This is a genomic window from Ralstonia sp. 22111, assembly GCF_052045895.1.
GTDB lineage: Bacteria > Pseudomonadota > Gammaproteobacteria > Burkholderiales > Burkholderiaceae > Ralstonia > Ralstonia wenshanensis.
The window spans coordinates 80,627-99,533 of sequence record NZ_JBQEPR010000011.1 but is presented as its reverse complement, the minus strand read 5'-3'; the positions used below and the strand labels follow the sequence as shown (position 1 = coordinate 99,533).

Here is an 18,907-nt window from a genome sequence, read left to right as displayed (position 1 = left end):
AAGGAACCCGCCGGCCATGAACGCATTCCAGTCCGCCTCCAACCAGCTCACGCTGGCGCTGTCCAAAGGGCGCATCTTTGAAGAGACGCTGCCGTTGCTGAAGGCTGCCGGCATCGAGGTGACCGAAGATCCGGAAACCTCGCGTAAGCTGATTCTGCCGACCTCTGACCCGGCGTTGCGCGTGATCATCGTGCGCGCTTCGGACGTGCCGACCTACGTGCAATACGGCGCGGCGGACTTCGGCGTGGCCGGCCGCGACGTGCTGATGGAGCACGGCATGGCGGGCCTGTATGCGCCCATCGATTTGAACATCGCTCGCTGCCGCATGTCGGTGGCGGTGCCCAAGGGCTTCGATTACGCCAACGCGGTGCGCCAAGGCGCACGCCTGTCGGTGGCGACGAAGTATCTGAATACCGCGCGCGAGCACTTCGCCAAGAAGGGCGTGCACGTCGACCTGATCAAGCTGTATGGCTCGATGGAGCTGGGCCCGCTGGTGGGCCTGGCTGACGCCATCGTCGACCTGGTCAGCACGGGCGGCACGCTGCGCGCGAACAACCTCGTCGAGGTGGAAGAGATCGTGCAGATCTCGTCCCGACTCGTCGTCAACCAGGCTGCGCTGAAACTCAAGCGCGACCGGCTGGCGCCCATTCTCGACGCTTTCGAGCGCGCCTCTGCGACGGACGCGCGCGTTGGGGAAGCCGCATGAGCCTGACCATCCGTAAGCTGGATTCGGCCGACGCCGGATTCGCGGCGCAACTGCGCCAGGTGCTCGCTTTCGAGGCGAGCGAAGACGAAGCCATCGACCGCGCCGCCGCGCAGATCCTGGCCGACGTGAAGGCGCGCGGCGATGCCGCCGTGCTGGAAGCCACGCGCCGCTTCGACCGCATCGAAGCCGACAGCGTGGCCGCGCTGGAGCTGTCGCCGGCCACCCTGCAAGCCGCGCTCGATGGCCTGGAGCCCAAGCGCCGCGCGGCGCTGGAGGCCGCTGCCGCCCGCGTGCGTGCGTATCACGAAAAGCAGAAGCTTGAGTGCGGCACGCACAGCTGGGAATACGCCGAAGCTGACGGCACGGTGCTCGGCCAGAAGGTAACGCCGCTCGACCGCGTTGGCATTTACGTGCCCGGCGGCAAGGCGGCGTACCCGTCGTCGGTACTGATGAACGCGATTCCGGCGCGCGTGGCCGGCGTCAAGGAAATCGTCATGGTGGTGCCCACGCCAGGCGGTGTGCGCAACGAGCTGGTGCTGGCTGCGGCTTGCATTGCCGGCGTGGACCGCGTGTTCACCATCGGCGGCGCGCAGGCGGTGGGTGCGCTCGCTTATGGCACCGATACCGTCCCCGCCGTCGACAAGATCGTCGGCCCGGGTAACGCCTATGTGGCCGCTGCCAAGCGTCGCGTGTTTGGCACCGTTGGCATCGACATGATTGCCGGTCCGTCGGAAATCCTTGTCATCTGCGATGGCACGACCGATCCGGACTGGGTGGCGATGGACTTGTTTTCGCAAGCCGAGCACGACGAGCTGGCCCAGTCGATCCTGCTGTGCCCGAACGCCGAGTTCATCGCGCAGGTGGAAGCCAGCATCAACCGCCAACTCGAAGAGATGCCGCGCCGCAGCGTGATTGCAGAATCGCTGTCTGGCCGTGGTGCGCTCGTCAAGGTGCGCGACATGGAAGAGGCGTGCGACATCGCCAACGACATCGCGCCGGAGCATCTGGAGATTTCGGCAGAGAACCCGCGCCAGTGGGCTGAGCGCATCCGCCACGCCGGCGCGATCTTTCTCGGCAAGTACACCAGCGAATCGCTGGGCGATTACTGCGCGGGCCCGAACCACGTGCTGCCCACTTCGCGCACGGCGCGCTTCTCGTCGCCGCTCGGCGTGTACGACTTCATCAAGCGTTCCAGCCTGATCGAGGTGAGCGAAGCCGGCGCGCAGATGCTGGGTGAGATTGCGGCCGAGCTGGCCTACGGCGAAGGCCTGCAGGCGCATGCCCGCAGCGCCGAATATCGCCTGCAACGTCCCACGTCCGAATAACGCCCGCCGCACAACGATGACCGCCACCGCTCCGGCCCAAGCCTCTCTGGATGACCTGCTCGCCCGCATCGTGCGCGACGACGTTCGCGCCATGGGTGCGTACCACGTGCCCGACGCGACCGGCATGGTCAAGCTGGACGCGATGGAGAACCCGTATCCTCTGCCGGCAATGCTGCGCGACGCATTGGGCAAGCGCCTGGCCGAAGTCGCACTCAATCGCTACCCGGTGCCGACCGCCGACGCGCTCAGGGCACAGCTCAAGCAGGTGATGCACGTGCCGGCCGGCGCCGAGGTGCTGCTGGGCAACGGTTCGGACGAGATCATCAGCCTGATCGCCATTGCCGCGGCCAAGCCGGGCGCGACCGTGCTGGCGCCGGTGCCGGGCTTCGTGATGTACGCGATGTCGGCGCAGCTGCTGGGCCTGAACTTTGTCGGCGTACCGCTCAAGGCCGATCTGACGCTCGACCGTGAAGCCATGCTGGCCGCCATGACCGAGCACCAGCCTGCCGTCATCTACCTGGCGTATCCGAACAACCCGACCGGTAACCTGTTCGACGCGGCCGACATGGACGCGATCATCCGCGCGGCTCGCGGCCCGGTGTGCCAGAGCCTGGTGGTGGTCGACGAGGCCTACCAGCCGTTCGCGCAACACAGCTGGATGCCGCGCCTGCGCGATTTCGATCACCTTCTGGTGATGCGCACCGTCTCGAAGCTGGGCCTGGCCGGTATCCGCCTCGGCTACGTGGCAGGCCACCCGAAGTGGATCGCCGAGTTGGACAAGGTGCGCCCGCCGTACAACGTGAATGTGCTGACCGAGGCCACCGCCCAGTTCATGCTTGAACACGTGGACGTGCTGGATGCCCAGGCAGCGACCCTGCGCGCCGAGCGCACCAAGCTGATCGATGCACTGTCGGCCCAGCCCGGCGTGACGGTCTTCCCGAGCGCGGCAAATTTCATCCTGCTGCGCGTGCCCGATGCCGCCGCTTTGTTCGAGCGCCTGCTCAATCGGCGGATTCTGATTAAAAACGTCAGTAAAATGCACCCGTTGTTGACCAACTGTCTGCGCGTGACGGTCAGCAATCCCGAAGAAAACGCGCAATTTATCGATGCCTTTGCCGCATCGATGCAGGAAGCCCCATGAGCCGCCGTGCCGAGGTCACTCGCAACACCTCTGAAACGCAGATCCGCGTCGCCCTTGATTTGGACGGCACGGGCAAGCAGACGCTGAACACCGGCGTCCCCTTCCTCGACCACATGCTCGACCAGATCGCCCGTCACGGCATGGTCGATCTGGACGTTTCGGCCACCGGCGACACCCATATCGACGACCACCACACCGTGGAAGACGTCGGCATCACGCTGGGCCAAGCCGTCGCCAAAGCCATCGGCGACAAGAAGGGCATCGTGCGCTACGGCCACAGCTATGTGCCGCTGGACGAAGCGCTGTCGCGGGTGGTCATCGACTTCTCCGGCCGTCCGGGCCTGGAGTTCCACGTGCCGTTCACGCGCGCACGCGTCGGCAACTTTGACGTGGACCTGTCCATCGAATTCTTCCGCGGGTTCGTCAACCATGCCGGCGTGACGCTGCATATCGACAACCTGCGCGGCGTCAACGCGCACCACCAGATCGAAACCGTGTTCAAGGCCTTCGGCCGTGCGCTGCGCATGGCGGTCGAGATCGACCCGCGCGCTGCCGGCACGATTCCGTCGACCAAGGGCGCACTGTAAATCACTGCGTCGGCCTGGCCGCGCCTACCCGACTCCCAAACCGGCCGCCGATCCGATGGATCTGACAAAAAGCTTTTTCTCGCTGCTCGCCCTGATCAACCCGATCGGGGCGATCCCGTTCTTCATCAGCCTGACCGAGAGCCAGACAGACGAAGAGAAGCGCCGCACCATCAAGGTCGCGTCGATTTCGGTGGCGATCGTGATCGGCCTGTCGGCGTTGCTCGGCGAGCAGATCATCAGCTTTTTCGGGTTCTCGGTTGGCTCGCTCCAGGTTGGCGGCGGGATCATCATGATCATGATCGCGCTGAACATGCTCAATGCGCAGACCAGCCGCACCAAGGCCACGCCCGAAGAAGAGGACGAGGCCGGCGCCAAGGCCAGCATTGCCGTTGTGCCGCTGGCGATTCCGCTGCTCACGGGCCCAGGCTCAATCAGTACGGTCATCGTCTATGCCGGCAAGACCAAGCATTGGTGGGACCTGTTGCTCCTGGCGGGGGTCGGTGTTGCGATCGCAGTTGTGGTCTGGATCGTGTTGCGCGCGGCCGAGCCGATCGCCCGCGTGATCGGTCGCACCGGCATCAATGTCGGTACGCGGTTGATGGGCTTGATCCTGGCGGCGCTGGCCGTGGAATTCATTGTTGATGGGCTGAAAACCCTGTTGCCCGTACTGAGGGCCTAAGTTAAGTCATGACTAAGATCGCAATCGTCGATTACGGCATGGGCAATCTGCGCTCGGTAGCGCAAGCCCTGATGGCCGTTGCTCCAGAGGCCGATGTGCGCATCAGTGCGCAAGCGGATGAAATTCGTTCGGCCGACCGCGTGGTGCTGCCGGGGCAGGGCGCCATGCCCGATTGCATGGCCGCGTTCGACCAGTCGGGCCTGCGCGACGCTGTGCTGGAGGCATCGCGCAGCAAGCCGATGCTTGGCGTGTGCGTGGGTGAGCAGATGCTGCTCGAGCGCAGCACCGAGGCGCGCCCGGGCCAGCAGTTCACCGAGGGGTTGGGCCTCATCAAAGGCGATGTGGTCCGCTTTGACCTGGACGGCCAGTTGCAGCCGGACGGCTCACGGTACAAAGTGCCTCAGATGGGCTGGAACCGCGTGCACCAGAGTCGGGCCCACGCCCTCTGGGAAGGTGTGGCGGATCAGAGCTACTTCTATTTCGTGCACAGCTACTACGCCCGGCCTGCCAACGCCGACGAATCGGTCGGAGAGACCGAATACGGCGTGCGGTTTACCTCCGCCATCGCCCGGGATAATATTTTTGCAACACAGTTTCACCCGGAAAAAAGTGCGCAAGCCGGCCTGCAGATCTACCGGAACTTTGTGCACTGGAATCCGTGACGCCCGCCGTGGCGTCGCAATCGAATCCATTTTTCGCCCTTTTTAATCTTTTCCCCTCAACTCTGTCGTCACGCTTATGTTGCTCATCCCGGCCATCGACCTGAAGGACGGTCAGTGTGTGCGCCTCAAACAAGGCGATATGGATCAAGCCACCGTATTCTCGGAAGACCCTGCAGCCATGGCGCGGCATTGGGTCGAGCAGGGTGCGCGCCGCTTGCACCTTGTCGATCTGAATGGCGCTTTCGCGGGCAAGCCGCGTAACGAGGCGGCTGTAAAGGCCATCCTCGCCGAGGTGGGCGATGAGATTCCCGTGCAACTCGGCGGCGGCATCCGCGATCTGGGCACCATCGAGCGCTGGCTCGACGATGGCTTGTCGTACGTAATCATCGGCACGGCGGCGGTCAAGGACCCGGGTTTTCTGCGGGACGCATGCACGGCGTTCGGCGGTCACATCATCGTCGGGCTCGATGCCAAGGACGGTAAGGTGGCGACCGACGGCTGGAGCAAGCTCTCCGGCCACGAAGTCGTTGACCTCGCCAAGAAGTACGAAGACTACGGCGTCGAAGGCATCATCTACACGGATATCGGCCGCGACGGCATGCTGCAAGGCATCAACATCGATGCCACCGTCAAGTTGGCACAGTCGGTGAAGATTCCCGTCATTGCCAGTGGCGGCCTGTCGAACCTGAAGGACATCGACCACCTGTGCGCGGTCGAAGAGCATGGCGTGGAGGGCGTGATCTGTGGTCGCGCGATCTATTCCGGCGACCTGAACTTCAAGGAAGCTCAAGCCCTTGCGGACAAACTCGGCGCGGCCTGATTGTTGATCCAGCCGTGCACAACGGGCGCTCCGGCGCCCGACTCATCATGCTAGCCAAACGAATCATCCCCTGCCTGGACGTGACCAACGGCCGGGTGGTCAAGGGCGTCAACTTCGTCGAATTGCGCGACGCCGGCGACCCCGTCGAAATCGCACGTCGCTACGACGAGCAGGGCGCCGACGAAATCACCTTCCTCGACATCACGGCCACGTCGGACGGGCGTGACCTGATGCTCGGCATCATCGAAGCGGTGGCTTCGCAGGTGTTCATTCCGCTGACGGTGGGCGGCGGTGTGCGCGCGCTGGAAGATGTGCGCCGGCTGCTCAATGCGGGTGCGGACAAGATCAGCATGAACTCGTCGGCGGTGGCGAATCCGCAACTGGTTTCTGACGCCAGCGCCCGCCACGGCGCGCAATGCATTGTCGTGGCCATCGACGCCAAGAAGGTGTCGGCTGAAGGCGAGGCTCCGCGCTGGGAAGTTTTCACGCACGGTGGCCGCAAGGGCACGGGCCTGGACGCGGTGGCATGGGCACGTGAAATGGCGCAGCGTGGCGCCGGCGAAATCCTGCTTACCAGCATGGATCGGGACGGCACCAAGGCTGGCTTCGATCTGGAACTCACGCGCGCCGTGTCGGACGCCGTGCCGGTGCCGGTCATCGCCTCGGGCGGCGTGGGCAATCTGCAGCATCTGGCAGACGGCATCCAGCAAGGTCACGCCGATGCGGTGCTGGCCGCCAGCATCTTCCATTACGGGGAATACACCGTCGGTCAGGCCAAGCAATTCATGGCGGAGCATGGCATTCCAGTACGGATCGGACTATGAGCAAGAAGTGGCTGAACAAGGTCCACTGGGACGACAACGGCCTGGTGCCTGTGATCGTGCAGGAACAGGGCAGCAATGACGTCCTGATGTTTGCCTTCATGAACCGTGAGGCACTGCAGAAAACTGTGGAATCCGGCGAGGCCGTGTTCTGGTCGCGCTCGCGCAAGCGCTTGTGGCACAAGGGCGAGGAGTCCGGCCATATCCAGAAGGTGCACGAAATCCGCCTCGACTGCGATGAAGACGTAGTCTTGCTCCGCGTCACACAAATCGGCGGCATCGCCTGCCATACTGGGCGCCACGCGTGCTTTTTCCAGAAGTTCGAAGGCAATGTGGAAGACGGCGATTGGCACACCGTCGAGCCGGTGCTGAAGGACCCTGACGACATCTACGCCGGCAAGCCCGGCCACAATCATGAGTGACACCCTGCGCCGCCTGGGCGAGGTGCTCGAATCCCGCAAGCTTGCCAATGGCGGCGACCCGGAAAAGAGCTACATCGCCCGTCTGTTCAACAAGGGCGACGATGCCATCCTCAAGAAGATCGGCGAAGAGGCCACCGAGACGGTCATGGCCGCCAAGGACGCCCGCGCCGCAGGCATGACCGACGAGGCGCGCAGCAAGGTGGTCTACGAAGTGGCGGACCTCTGGTTCCACACCATGGTGCTGCTGTCGCATTTCGACCTCACGCCGGACGACGTCGTCAATGAACTGGCGCGCCGGGAAGGGCTTTCCGGCCTGGAAGAAAAGGCGCTGCGCAAGTCGCAGGCGCGCGACGCGGCGGGTGACTGACTACGGTGGCGAATCGTCGCAGGGAGGCAGCGTGGACAAATACGGAGCAGCAGTGGTGGTGACGGATGACGCGGAGCGCCTGGCAGGGCTGCGTCGTCTGACGCATATCCTGTATGCGCTCTACGCCATTTTTTGGCTGACCGGCGGTATCACTGCATTGATTGCCATCATCGTCGGGTATGTTAAGCGCGACGATGTGCGCGGCACGCTGTATGAGTCGCACTTTCGTTGGCAAATCCGTTCGTTCTGGTGGTGCGTACTGTGGGGTGTGATCGGCGTGCTGCTCATTCCCGTGGCCTTCATCGGCTTTGCCGTCCTGTGGGCTCTGGGCATCTGGATGCTGTATCGTATTGTGAAAGGTTGGCTGTATCTGAACGACAGCAAGCCGATGTACGCAAATCCGTAAAATCAACCAATGGCGTCGCCACCGTTGCGGCGCCACCAGCCGTATTTACGTGGGAGTAGGACATGGGTTCCTTTAGCATTTGGCATTGGCTGATCGTGCTGGTCATCATCATGATGGTGTTCGGCACGAAGAAGCTGCGCAATATCGGTTCGGATCTGGGCAGCGCCGTGAAGGGCTTCAAGGACGGCATGCGCGAAGGTCAGGAAGACAAGCCCGCAGGCTCGCCGCAACAGACAGCCGGCCAGCCGCCGCGCGAGCTGCACGATTCGACGACGATCGACGTCGAAGCGCGCGACAAGTCCAAGCAAGGCTGAACCGACGCGCGCTGACCGATGATCGATCTCGGCATTTCCAAGCTGGCGCTGATTGGCATGGTAGCGCTCGTCGTTATCGGGCCGGAGCGTCTGCCCAAGGTGGCGCGCACCGCTGGCGCCTTGCTTGGCCGCGCGCAGCGCTACATCGCCGACGTGAAGGCCGAGGTCAGTCGCGAAATCGAGCTTGAGGAGTTGCGCAAGATGCGCACCGACTTCGAGCAGGCCGCGCGCAATGTCGAGCAGACCATCCACCAGGAGGTCAGCAAGCACACGACCGAAATCAACGAACGCCTGAACGAGGCGCTTGGTGATCCTGCGCACACGGCAACCTCCGCTCCAGACTGGCGCCCGGCACCGGGCAAGTCGCGCAATGGCCGCAACAGCTGGCGCAATAAGCAACTTTCGATGCCCAAGTGGTACCGCCAGAAGCAGGGCGTGCGCATGTGGGCGCAATCGGGTGCGGCGCGCGTCAAGCGTCATCGTCCGCCCATCGTTGCAGCACAGTCGCGTGCGCGCTCCTTCTTCGAATGATCTTTCGGGCGCGTGCCGTGTCTGCGGTGCCGCGTCCTGACTTCCCTCTCTCCCATCCGACATGAGTGCCGCTCCGCTCGATCCGCAAGAGTCGCCCGAGGACGGCGCGCAGGAAACCTTCATTTCGCACTTGGTCGAGTTGCGCGAGCGCATCGTCAAGGCAGGTGCAGGCGTGCTACTGGTCTTTCTGGGCCTGGTCTACTGGGCGCCGGATATCTTCAACCTGTTCTCGCGGCCGCTGATCCAGGCGTTGCCCAAGAACGGTCACATGATCGTGACGGACGTCACCGGCTCGTTCTTCGTGCCGATGAAGGTGACGCTGCTGGCCGCCTTCCTGATTGCTCTGCCTTGGGTGCTGTACCAAATCTGGCGCTTTGTGGCGCCAGGGCTGTATACGCACGAGAAGCGGATGATCATGCCGCTGGTGATAAGCACCTACGTGCTATTCCTGTGCGGTGTGGCGTTTGCGTATTTCCTGGTGTTCCCGACGGTGTTCAAGGTGATGGCGCACTACAACGCGCCGCTGGGTGCCGAGATGTCCACCGACATCGACAAGTACTTGAGTTTCGCCATGACCACGTTCCTTGCCTTCGGCATCACCTTCGAGGTGCCGGTGGTCGTGATGGTGCTTGTGCGCTTTGGCATCGTGAGCCTGGATAAGCTGCGGCAGGCGAGGCCATACGTGGTGGTGGGGGCGTTCGTGATTGCCGCGGTGGTGACGCCCCCGGACGTGATGTCGCAGTTACTGTTGGCTGTGCCGCTGTGGTTGCTGTACGAGCTGGGGCTGATCTTGGCGGCAATTTTCCTGCGTCAGGCCACGGCTGCGGAGAACAATCCCGAGCACTTGCCGGTGGTGAAGGACTGACAGGCCGACCCCAGCGTCAGCCAAAGAAAAAAGGCAGCCGAAGCTGCCTTTTTTTGTTGCCGATGAATCTGCAGTTGCTGCTGTTGCTTCAGGCAGCATACAGCCAGAACTGTTCGCGCGGGAAGGTCAGTGCGTACTTGCCGTCGCTCGGGGCGCTGGCGGAGTAGGCGCGCAGGCCTGTGCCCGTTGCGCCGCTGTCGTCGGTGGCGCGGAACAGGCATTCCCAACGGTCGCCCAGGTACATGCGCGTTGCGAGCGGCAGGTGGATGGTGTTGTCGGCGTTGTCGACACCCACGCGCACCTGCTCGAGGCGGATCACTCCGTGCGCTGAGGCACCCGGCTTCAAATCCCCGCGCGCAACACCCCACAGCGACCAGCCGCCGGTCTCGTCCACCAGGCGGGCCATGCCGTCACGCACTTCGGCGATCTTGCCGTTGATGCGGTTGTTGCTGCCCATGAACTCGGCGGTGAAGAGCGTTTCGGGCGCGCCGTACATCTGCTCGGGCGTGCCTTGCTGTTCGATCACGCCGTTGTTCAGCAGCAGGATGCGGTCGGACATGGCCATTGCTTCGCTCTGGTCGTGCGTGACCATCAGGGCCGAAAGGCCCAGGCGGACGATCAGCTCGCGCAGGAAGGCGCGGGCTTCTTCGCGCAGTTTGGCGTCGAGGTTCGAGAGCGGCTCATCGAGCAGGATCACGGGCGGGTTGTAGACCAGCGCACGGGCGATGGCCACGCGCTGCTGCTGGCCACCGGAGAGCTGGCTCGGGAAACGCTCGCCCAGATGGCCGAGGCCCAGTTGCTGCAGCACCGCCTGCACGCGTTCCTTGATCTGCGCGGCAGGCGTCTTGCGCAGCTTGAGCGGGTAGGCGACGTTCTCGGCCACGGTCTTGTGCGGCCACAAGGCGTAGGACTGGAACACCAGGCCCAGGTTGCGCCCTTCGGCCGGAACGTCGAGCTTCTTGGCGCCGTCGAACATGACCCGATCGCCGATCTTGACGGTGCCCTGGCTGGCCTGTTCGAGGCCGGCGACAGCACGCAGCAGCGTGGTCTTGCCCGAACCAGATGGGCCCAGCAGCGAGACGACCTCGCCCTTCTGCAGCTGCATCGAGACACCCTTGAGAACCGGGTTGTTACCGTATTGCAGGTGCAGGTCGTTGACAGTGAGTTCAATCATGGAGCTTCACTCCGAAACGCAGTGCGATGCCGAGGCCGACGGCCACCAGCACGATATTGACGAAGGACAGTGCGGCAACGATATCGATGGCGCCGCCCGCCCACAGGGAAACCAGCATCGAGCCGATCGTCTCGGTGCCCGGCGACAGCAAATACACACCGGTCGAGTACTCGCGCTCGAAAATCAGGAAGATCAGCAGCCAAGCACCGAGCAGGCCGTAGCGCGTGAGCGGCACGGTCACATCGCGCGTGGTGCGGGCGCGGGTGGCGCCCACCGAGCGTGCGGCTTCTTCCAGCTCCGGGCCGACTTGCAGCAGCGCGGCCGAGATCAAGCGCAGGCCATAGGCCAGCCACACCACCGTGTAGGCGATCCACACGCTGAAGATCGTGCTGCGCAGGTCGCGCAGGCTCGGCACGACGTTTTCGATGATCCAGTTGGCAAACGGCAAGCCGCTGTCGGTCAGGCCGGTCTCGATCCAGTTCGGTACGAACAGGAACACCCACAGGAAGGCCAGGCCAGCCAGCAGACCGGGAATGGCACGAGGCACCAGCACGCTGTAATCGAGGAAGCGCGTCCAGCCATCCGGCTTCCGGTGCATGGCCAGGCCGATACATGTGTAGCAGCCGACCGCCAGCGCGCCGCCGATCACGCCGATCAGCACCGTGTTCACCATCGCCCGCAGGAACTGCGGCTGCTCGAAGATCTGCTGGAATGCCGTGGTCGAGAACGCCTCGGCCAGCGACACGCCTTCACCCCAGTTCGACACGAAGGCGCGCAGCGCGATACCCGAGAGCGGCACCACCACCGTCACGAAGAACCACAGCACTACCACCGCCCACGCCGGCCAGCGCCAGCTGCCAAGCGGCAGCGGACGGCTGCGCGTGACCTTGCCTTTGACGGTGACAAAGCGGTTGGCCGACTTGAGCATGTAGCGTTGCAGCAGCACCAGCGGGAACGTCACCATCACGAGGCAGACCGCCACGGCGGCCATCAGGTGATACGCCGGCGTGCCGAGCTTGTTTGTCAGCTTGTATAGATACGTCGCCAGCACCAGGTGGCCTTCCGGATCGCCCAGCACGAGCACGAGGCCGAACACCTCGAAGCCCAGGAACGTCACCAGCACGGCTGCGTACAGCAAGGCAGGGCGCACCATCGGCAGGCTCACGTTGAGCGCCACCGACAGCGGCGATGCCCCTGCGATACGCGCGGCTTCTTCCACGTCCGAACCGAGGCTGCGCAGCGCCGACGAGACATACAGATACACGTGCGGCACGTGCGTCAGGCCGGCAATGATGATGATGCTCGTGAACGAATACACGTTCCAGGGCACACCACCAAACAGGCTCTTGAACCACACGGTGTAGAAACCCACCGGGCCGGCGGACACCACGTAGCCGAACGCCAGCACCATCGGCGAGACGAACACCGGAATCATCAGCAGCGGTTCGAGAACGCGGCGGCCGGGCAAGTCCGAGCGCACCATCAGGAACGCCAGGATGCCGCCAAGCGGCACCGAGATCACCGCCAGGCCGAAAGCGAGCGCGGTGGATTTCTCAAAGGCCTGCCAGAAATCGGAGTCCGTAAAGATGAAGCGATACGCATCCAGCCCCGCCAGCGCGTCGGGCATGAAGAACGGCGCAGACAGAAAGCTCTGGTAGAAGATCAGCGCCAGCGGCGTGAAAATCGCCAGCGCGGTAAGCAGAATGACCACGCCGCGCGGCAAAGCCTGTCCCACACGCGTCCAGGGCGAGCGCTTGAGGGTGACTTGGCGAGCGGCGGCACGGTCTTGCGCTAGAGAACGCATGGTGCCTCCAGGAGGAGCCGGCGCCAGGTACGGCTGGCGCCGGCAGGTCGGTCAGATGAGAGGGGTGCCGATGATCAGCGGATCAGATCAACGGCCGGCGGCGGTGCGCCATTGCTTGATGAAGTCCAGGCGCTTCTTGGGTTCCAGGAACGCCAGGATCGATTCGTCAACCGGAATCGGCTTGATGCTGTTGCCGAGAATCTTCTTCAGGCCGGCGGCGGTCGCTTCGCCTGTCACGTCTTCACGCAGCGAGTGCAGATCCGACTTGTTGGCGAGGATTTCCTGGCCACGCTTGGACAGGATGTAGTCCAGCCACAGCTTGGCCGCGTTCGGGTTCTTCGCCTTCTTGGCGATCATCGCCACGCGCGATACCACCAGCGTGTAGTCCTTCGGATAGACGATGCCGATCGACGGATCCTTCTTGGCGCGTGCAATCGCGTACGAACCGAGGATGTTGTACGCCACCAGGTTTTCGCCCGAGGCCACCCGCTCCATCATCGTGCCGGTGGAGGACTGCAGCACCAGGTTCGGGCCCACGGCCTTGACGAAGTCGAAGTACTGAGGCGAATCCAGATTGTCTTGCGCAGCCATCATGAAGCCCACGGCCGACTTCTCGATGTCGTAGGTCGTGACCTTGTTCTTGAAGCGCTCGGGCTGGCTGGCGACCAGCTTCGCGAAATCGGCGTGCGTTTGCGGCACTTCCGAATCCTTGATCAGGCGCTTGTTGTACAGGAACACGGCCGGCTCATACGTCGTGCCGTATGCGATGCCCTTGTGGACGGCCCACTTCGGCAGGTTCGGCACTTCGGGCGAGTCGTACTTCATCGCGTAGGTCTGCGCGAGCTTGAGCTGCGAGTCCATCGACGAGTTCCACATCATGTCAGCCGAGGCGCCACCGGCAGCCTGCTCGCTGATGAAGCGGTTGTACAACTCGCTGCTGTTCATGTCGTTGTACTCGACCTTTACACCCGGGTAGAGCGACTCGAAATCCTTGATCAGCGGATCTGCAGCCTTGGTGTCGGTTGTCGCATACACCACTACCTTCCCTTCCTTCTTGGCGGCGGCGATGGTGTCGGCGTAGCTGGCGGGGTAGCCGGCCGGAACTTGCGCGAAGGCGGCGGCGCTGAGGGTCAGTGCGGCTGCTGCAATCGAAGCGAGAGCGGCGTGCGCAGGCGTAAAGCGTCCACGAAGCATGAGTTTGTCTCCTGTTTGCTTGTGATGGCGTGGGGCCGGCTACTTATGGCTTGTTGCTCGTAGCTCGGACGGATGGCCCCAGGTGCGGCGGATTATAGAAATCGCGCGCTTTCGCCACGCTTTCATTGTGGCTGCTGCATCGCAGCATGTTCAGAGGGGAAGGCCGCAGTCGCCAGCGGCACGCGAATCCGCGCCGACAAACCGACGCCGCCGTGCTCATTCGGCTCGCCGTCGGCCAGCTCGATGTGTCCGCCGCTACGCGCAGCATAGGCCCGCGCGATGGCCAGACCGAGGCCGGAACCTTCGGCGGCATAGCGAGCATCTTTGGGCGCCGCTTTGGGTTTACCCGAACGACTTCCACCCTCGTGCGCACGGCGAAAGCGCTGGAACGCGTGCGCGCGCTCGTCGGCGTTCATGCCGGGCCCGGTGTCGTCCACGCAGACCAGTGCGGCATCGCCTTCGGCCATGGCGCGTACGGTGATGCGTCCGCCGGCCGGCGTGTAGCGGATGGCGTTGTGCACGAGGTTGGAGAGCGCTTCGCGCAGGAAGGCCGGATAGCCATTGACGGGCAGTGCCATGACGAGGCCGCCGTCGTCCCACCCGAGGTCCTGCTGTTTTTCACGCGCCAGCGGCAGTGCGTCGACCACCACGTCGCGTGCCAATTCACCAAGATCGAAGGTTTCGGCCGGCGCATCCTGTCCCGCATGTCGTGCGCGGGCGAGGGCGAGCAATTGCGTGGTCAGCCGGTTCGTCGACTGCAGGCGCGCGATGATCGCGGACAGGCTTTCGCGCACCCGCGCCGGGTCGGTTTCGCGCAGCGCGTATTCGGCTTGCGTGAGCAGCACGGCCAGCGGCGTGCGCAACTGGTGGGACGCATCGGCAAGGAACTGGCTTTGCGCCTCTGCAAGCTCGGCGTAGCGATGAATGTGGTGATTGATCGCGTCGACCAGCGGCCGCACTTCGGCGGGCACATCCGTGGCGTCGAGCGGACGCAGGTCATCTGACGCCCGCACGCCGATGCTGCGTGCCAGGCGATTGAGCGGGCGCAGCGCGACGGTCACGCCGAGCCACAACAGCGCGGCGCTTACCGCCACCAGCGCCGCATCGCGTAGCAGCGTGCCGCGCCACACCGCCTGCTGCAGCGCGCGCCGCGTCTCGATGGTTTCCGCCACCTGAATGACGATGCGCGCCGGCAGCCCCGGCTGGTAGAGCGGCTTGGCCACGGCGGCCACGCGCACGGGCTCGTCGTGGTACATCGCGTCGTAGAAGAGCGGGGTGTCATTTTCCAGCCGCGTGACGGGCAGCGGCAGATCGTCGTAACCGGTCAGCGCGGCTTCGGGCGCCTTGCCGGGTAAGGGCTCGAAAGCGACGCGGTAATAGACATTGCTCTGCGCGGTCGATTCGAACATCGACAGCGCCACATACGGCACGTTGACCTGCACCTGCCCGCGCTCGATCGTCACGCCGTTCTCGATGGCGCGGACCGAGCCGAGCAGGGCGCGGTCGTACGCGCGATCGGTCGCGCTACGCAGCGCCTGGTACGCCGAGACGATGTCGATGGCCAGCACCCCCACCAGCCCAGGCAGCAGCAACCAGAGCAGCGTGAGTTTCAGGCTGCGCGGCAGCCGAAGCCAGGCAAGCCGCAGCATCATGCGCTGCTATCGCCGGCGGCGGGCGCTTCACCATAGCCGGTTTCGAGCAGGTAGCCCAGCCCGCGTACGGTGACGATCTGCACGCCCGTGCCCGCCAGCTTCTTGCGCAGGCGGTGCACGACCACCTCCACGGCGTCGGGGCTCGAATCGCTGTCCAGGTTGAAGACCTTGTCGAACAAATGCACCTTGCTGATCGGCTGGCCGGTCTTGTGCAGCAGCGCCGACAGCGCGGCGTGCTCGCGCGGCGTGAGCGACAGCGGCTCACCAGACAGCAGGAATGCCTTGCGTCCGGTGTCGAACTCCAGCGGCCCGCAACGCAGACGTGGGAACGCCCGGCCGCGGCTGCGGCGGATGAGCGCCATCAACCGCGCCTCCAGCTCGGACAACGCAAACGGCTTGGTGAGGAAATCATCAGCGCCGGCATTGAGGCCGCGCACGCGCTCATCCAGCGCGCCCTGCGCGGTGAGGATCAATACCGGCGTGCGGTCGTCGCGCGCGCGCATGTCGGCCAACACGGCAAAGCCATCCTTGCGCGGCAAGCGCAGGTCCAGCACCACCGCATCAAATTCTCCCGAGCCGAGGAACGCCTCCGCGATGACGCCATCCGCGGCGCGCTCGATCACGAAGCCGCTTTGCGCCAGCGCGCGCGCCAGCCATGCGGCCAATTCTTCCTCATCCTCCACCAGCAAAATCCGCATCGGGTGTCTCTCAATATCGTTCTGGCTACTTTTTCATGATAATGCGTGGCGCCCTGATCTCGGCCACATCGCCGATCACACCGTCCACCTGATGCGCAGCACAGTTGCGCTTCAACAGGCATGTCGTCCATCCTCAATTCCCGTCGCCGCTGGCTTTGTCAGACCGCCGCATTGCTGGCTGCAAGCGGCGTCGTCGCGCGTGGGGCGCAGGCGCAGTGGCTGGCCCGCCCGGCGCCGGAGCTGCCGTCGTACTACCCGCGCGATTACGGCGCGATGGTCGACGCCGCGCGCCGCGAAGGCCGTGTCACGGTGTATTCCACGACAGATTTCTCCGCCGCGTACCCGCTGATCCGCGCCTTCGAAACGCGCTACCCCGGCATCACCGTCGACTACCGCGAGCAAAACAGCGACGACATTTACCGCCGATTTCTCGCTGAATTCGCTGCCAAATCGCCGGGCGCCGATGTGGTCTGGAGTTCGGCCATGCCCGAGCAGTTCAAGCTGGTGAACGACGGCCACGCACTCTCGTACGCATCGCCCGAAAGGCCGTACCTGCCGTCGTGGGCCATCTGGAAGAACGAGGCGTACGGCACGAGCTACGAGCCGGTCGTCTTCGTCTACAACACGCGACAGCTGCCGGCGGAGTTGATTCCTTCCACCCACGCCGACTTCGCCCGCATTCTGAATGGCCATCGTGACTTGCTGCGCGGCCGCGTCGCCTCGTACGACATCGAGCACTCCGGCTCGGCCTTCCTCTTTGCCGCCGAAGACGCGCGCACCACGCCGGTATTCTGGGATGTTGCCAAGGCATTGGGTGGCGTCAACGTCAACTTGTACATCACGACGGCCGCGATGCTGGAGCGCGTCGCCTCCGGCGAAAGCCTGCTCGCCTACAACGTGATTGGCTCATACGCCGCGCGCTACGTCGATCGCAATCCGGCCCTCGCCATCAAGATGCCGACCGACTACACCCTGGTGGCCACGCGCGTCGCCTTCATCGCGCGGCGCGCTGCCCGCCCGAATGCCGCGCGCCTGTGGCTCGACTTCATGCTCTCGCGCGATGGCCAGAGCGTGATGGCGGATCGCGCATTCCTGTTTTCGCTGCGCCAGGACGTTGAGACCGGCCTCACGGCCAAGCGCCTGCTCGCCGAACTTGGAAATACGCACCGGCCCATCCCCGTTGGCCCGGGTTTACTCGCCCATCAAGATCAGCTCCGCCGTGCCGATTTCCTAAAGCGATGGCATGCCGCACTCGGTCGATAAAAAGAGAATAAAAGACCACTTTTTGCTGTAACGTGGTGCGAAGGCGACAATTCAGAACCGTCACAGACTCCCCAAATTTGTTCGGCGGGAAGAGGGTGACAATCGCCCGCCAACCCCAGTGCCATCGCGCAAAAAGCGGGTCGCGCCCCCCTCTCAATGGGGTCCGGCGCGTGTTGCCCATGAGCAACAACTTGGCCGCAAATCGCGGCCCAGAGCCAGAAAGGGTTTCCGGAATCAGTCAACGCTGGCACATAATGCGGTCAGACGTGAGGTATCTGCGTCGTCCATAAGGACAGTCAAGATTTCCCAATCAGTTGACAAGGAAAGTGTCGATATGAAGATGAAACTGTTTGCAGCTGCTGTTGCAGCTCTGGCCGCCGGTGGCGCCTATGCACAATCCTCCGTGACCCTGTACGGCGTGGTCGACGCTGGTCTGACCTACGCAAACAAGGTGCCGGGCGCAACCGCTGGTTCCAGCGGCTCGCGTTTTGGCCTGGATTCGGGCGGCCTGTCGGGCTCGCGTTGGGGCCTGCGTGGCGTTGAAGACCTGGGCGGTGGCCTGAAGGGTATCTTCAACCTGGAAAGCGGCTTCAACCTGGACACCGGCACGTCGGCTCAAGGTGGCCGTCTGTTCGGTCGTAACGCTTACGTCGGTCTGCAAGGCCAGTGGGGTCAGCTGACCCTGGGTCGTCAGCAAAACCTGCTGTACGACTTCTCGCTGATGTATGACCCGATGGCAATCGCCACGCGTTACTCGCTGGCCTCGCAAGACCAGTTCTTCGCTGGCCGTGCTGACAACGCCGTCAAGTACGTTGGCACGTTCGGTGGCCTGAGCGTCTCCGGTCTGTACTCGTTCAACTACAACGGCAACGAAGTGGCTGGCAGCAACAAGACCGGCCGCGAGTGGAGCCTGGGTGCTAACTACGCTGGCGGCCCGCTGGGCATCGGCGCAGTGTACGACCAGACCAACTCGACGACCGTTGGTAGCGACAACCGCGAACAACGCGCCACGATCGCTGGCACGTACGCTTTCGGCCCGGCCAAGCTGTACGCTGGCTACCGTTGGTACAAGGCTAACTACGCAACTGTTGCTGGCAACGGCAACCTGCGTTCGAACCTGTACTGGGCTGGCCTGGGTTACCAAGCTACTCCGGCTCTGTCGCTGACGGGTACGGCTTACTACCAACAGTTCAAGAACAGCGGTACGGGCAACCCGTGGCTGTTCGTGGTCGGCACCGACTACGCTCTGTCGAAGCGCACCGACGCCTACTTCAACGTGGCCTATGCTAAGAACAGCGGCGGCTCGGGTCTGGGCGTGATGGGCCTGAACGACGCCAGCTACGCTGGTACGACCCTGACGGGCGGCAACCAAGTGTTCTCGGGCCCGAACAACAGCAACAACCAGTTCGGCGCTACGGTTGGCGTGCGTCACAAGTTCTAATTTGACGCGCTCGTAAGGGCGCATCGAATTAAACG

General features: G+C 63.8%; 21 protein-coding genes. 16 read left to right on the top strand and 5 right to left on the bottom strand.

Going from position 1 to position 18,907, the window contains the following annotated elements; all coding sequences use genetic code 11:
- Positions 1-16 precede the first annotated feature (16 nt).
- From hisG to tatC, 14 genes are all read left to right on the top strand, one after another.
- Positions 17-706, top strand: coding sequence for an ATP phosphoribosyltransferase (gene hisG / locus ACTJK4_RS22555; RefSeq protein ID WP_009241938.1), 690 nt, complete (start codon positions 17-19; stop codon positions 704-706).
- A complete protein-coding gene (gene hisD, locus ACTJK4_RS22550; protein ID WP_316881430.1) occupies positions 703-2,031 on the top strand; it encodes a histidinol dehydrogenase in 1,329 nt (442 codons plus the stop codon). Before hisG ends, hisD begins: the two co-directional genes overlap by 4 nt.
- Positions 2,032-2,047: 16 nt before the next feature.
- Positions 2,048-3,172, top strand: coding sequence for a histidinol-phosphate transaminase (gene hisC, locus ACTJK4_RS22545; RefSeq protein WP_440819020.1), 1,125 nt, complete (start codon positions 2,048-2,050; stop codon positions 3,170-3,172).
- Complete coding sequence (hisB, locus tag ACTJK4_RS22540) at positions 3,169-3,759, top strand: imidazoleglycerol-phosphate dehydratase HisB (RefSeq protein WP_004634601.1); 591 nt, start codon at positions 3,169-3,171, stop codon at positions 3,757-3,759. Before hisC ends, hisB begins: the two co-directional genes overlap by 4 nt.
- 55 nt (positions 3,760-3,814) lie before the next feature.
- Complete coding sequence (locus ACTJK4_RS22535; protein WP_440819018.1) at positions 3,815-4,438, top strand: MarC family protein; 624 nt, start codon at positions 3,815-3,817, stop codon at positions 4,436-4,438.
- 8 nt (positions 4,439-4,446) lie between these two features.
- Positions 4,447-5,100 carry an imidazole glycerol phosphate synthase subunit HisH gene (hisH, locus tag ACTJK4_RS22530; protein ID WP_440819017.1) on the top strand — a complete coding sequence of 218 codons (654 nt, stop codon included), beginning with the start codon at positions 4,447-4,449 and terminating at the stop codon, positions 5,098-5,100.
- Positions 5,101-5,176: 76 nt separating this feature from the next.
- A complete protein-coding gene (hisA, locus tag ACTJK4_RS22525; protein WP_004634607.1) occupies positions 5,177-5,920 on the top strand; it encodes a 1-(5-phosphoribosyl)-5-[(5-phosphoribosylamino)methylideneamino]imidazole-4-carboxamide isomerase in 744 nt (247 codons plus the stop codon).
- A gap of 47 nt (positions 5,921-5,967) precedes the next feature.
- Positions 5,968-6,744, top strand: a complete 777-nt coding sequence (gene hisF / locus ACTJK4_RS22520; RefSeq protein WP_232041163.1) for an imidazole glycerol phosphate synthase subunit HisF — start codon at positions 5,968-5,970, stop codon at positions 6,742-6,744.
- The gene (hisI, locus tag ACTJK4_RS22515; RefSeq protein ID WP_232041162.1) at positions 6,741-7,163 is read left to right on the top strand and encodes a phosphoribosyl-AMP cyclohydrolase; all 423 of its coding nucleotides are present in this window, start codon (positions 6,741-6,743) and stop codon (positions 7,161-7,163) included. Before hisF ends, hisI begins: the two co-directional genes overlap by 4 nt.
- The gene (locus ACTJK4_RS22510) at positions 7,156-7,530 is read left to right on the top strand and encodes a phosphoribosyl-ATP diphosphatase (RefSeq protein WP_232041161.1); all 375 of its coding nucleotides are present in this window, start codon (positions 7,156-7,158) and stop codon (positions 7,528-7,530) included. Before hisI ends, ACTJK4_RS22510 begins: the two co-directional genes overlap by 8 nt.
- A 31-nt stretch (positions 7,531-7,561) precedes the next feature.
- Positions 7,562-7,936, top strand: coding sequence for a DUF4870 family protein (locus ACTJK4_RS22505; RefSeq protein WP_102067507.1), 375 nt, complete (start codon positions 7,562-7,564; stop codon positions 7,934-7,936).
- A gap of 62 nt (positions 7,937-7,998) precedes the next feature.
- Positions 7,999-8,250 carry a Sec-independent protein translocase subunit TatA gene (gene tatA / locus ACTJK4_RS22500; RefSeq protein WP_232041160.1) on the top strand — a complete coding sequence of 84 codons (252 nt, stop codon included), beginning with the start codon at positions 7,999-8,001 and terminating at the stop codon, positions 8,248-8,250.
- 18 nt (positions 8,251-8,268) lie between these two features.
- A complete protein-coding gene (tatB, locus tag ACTJK4_RS22495; protein WP_004634619.1) occupies positions 8,269-8,781 on the top strand; it encodes a Sec-independent protein translocase protein TatB in 513 nt (170 codons plus the stop codon).
- 61 nt (positions 8,782-8,842) lie between these two features.
- Positions 8,843-9,646, top strand: a complete 804-nt coding sequence (gene tatC, locus ACTJK4_RS22490) for a twin-arginine translocase subunit TatC (RefSeq protein ID WP_260804105.1) — start codon at positions 8,843-8,845, stop codon at positions 9,644-9,646.
- A gap of 88 nt (positions 9,647-9,734) precedes the next feature.
- On the opposite strand, the gene ACTJK4_RS22485 is transcribed toward tatC, so the two are convergent.
- From ACTJK4_RS22485 to ACTJK4_RS22465, 5 genes are all read right to left on the bottom strand, one after another.
- Complete coding sequence (locus tag ACTJK4_RS22485; protein ID WP_252694997.1) at positions 9,735-10,820, bottom strand: ABC transporter ATP-binding protein; 1,086 nt, start codon at positions 10,818-10,820, stop codon at positions 9,735-9,737.
- On the bottom strand, positions 10,813-12,624 hold the full coding sequence (locus tag ACTJK4_RS22480) for an ABC transporter permease (RefSeq protein ID WP_232041157.1): 1,812 nt from the start codon (positions 12,622-12,624) through the stop codon (positions 10,813-10,815). The genes ACTJK4_RS22485 and ACTJK4_RS22480 overlap by 8 nt, the downstream gene beginning before the upstream one ends.
- Before the next feature lie 87 nt (positions 12,625-12,711).
- Positions 12,712-13,818: an ABC transporter substrate-binding protein gene (locus tag ACTJK4_RS22475; RefSeq protein ID WP_232041156.1), complete on the bottom strand. Its 1,107-nt coding sequence runs from the start codon at positions 13,816-13,818 to the stop codon at positions 12,712-12,714.
- A gap of 122 nt (positions 13,819-13,940) precedes the next feature.
- Positions 13,941-15,470, bottom strand: coding sequence for a sensor histidine kinase (locus tag ACTJK4_RS22470; protein WP_440819012.1), 1,530 nt, complete (start codon positions 15,468-15,470; stop codon positions 13,941-13,943).
- Complete coding sequence (locus ACTJK4_RS22465) at positions 15,467-16,168, bottom strand: response regulator (RefSeq protein ID WP_440819011.1); 702 nt, start codon at positions 16,166-16,168, stop codon at positions 15,467-15,469. Before ACTJK4_RS22465 ends, ACTJK4_RS22470 begins: the two co-directional genes overlap by 4 nt.
- A gap of 120 nt (positions 16,169-16,288) precedes the next feature.
- Between ACTJK4_RS22465 and ACTJK4_RS22460 the strand changes: the two genes are divergently transcribed.
- Positions 16,289-17,431: an ABC transporter substrate-binding protein gene (locus tag ACTJK4_RS22460; protein ID WP_433865446.1), complete on the top strand. Its 1,143-nt coding sequence runs from the start codon at positions 16,289-16,291 to the stop codon at positions 17,429-17,431.
- A 334-nt stretch (positions 17,432-17,765) separates the two neighbouring features.
- The gene (locus ACTJK4_RS22455; RefSeq protein WP_232041152.1) at positions 17,766-18,872 is read left to right on the top strand and encodes a porin; all 1,107 of its coding nucleotides are present in this window, start codon (positions 17,766-17,768) and stop codon (positions 18,870-18,872) included.
- Positions 18,873-18,907: the final 35 nt, after the last annotated feature.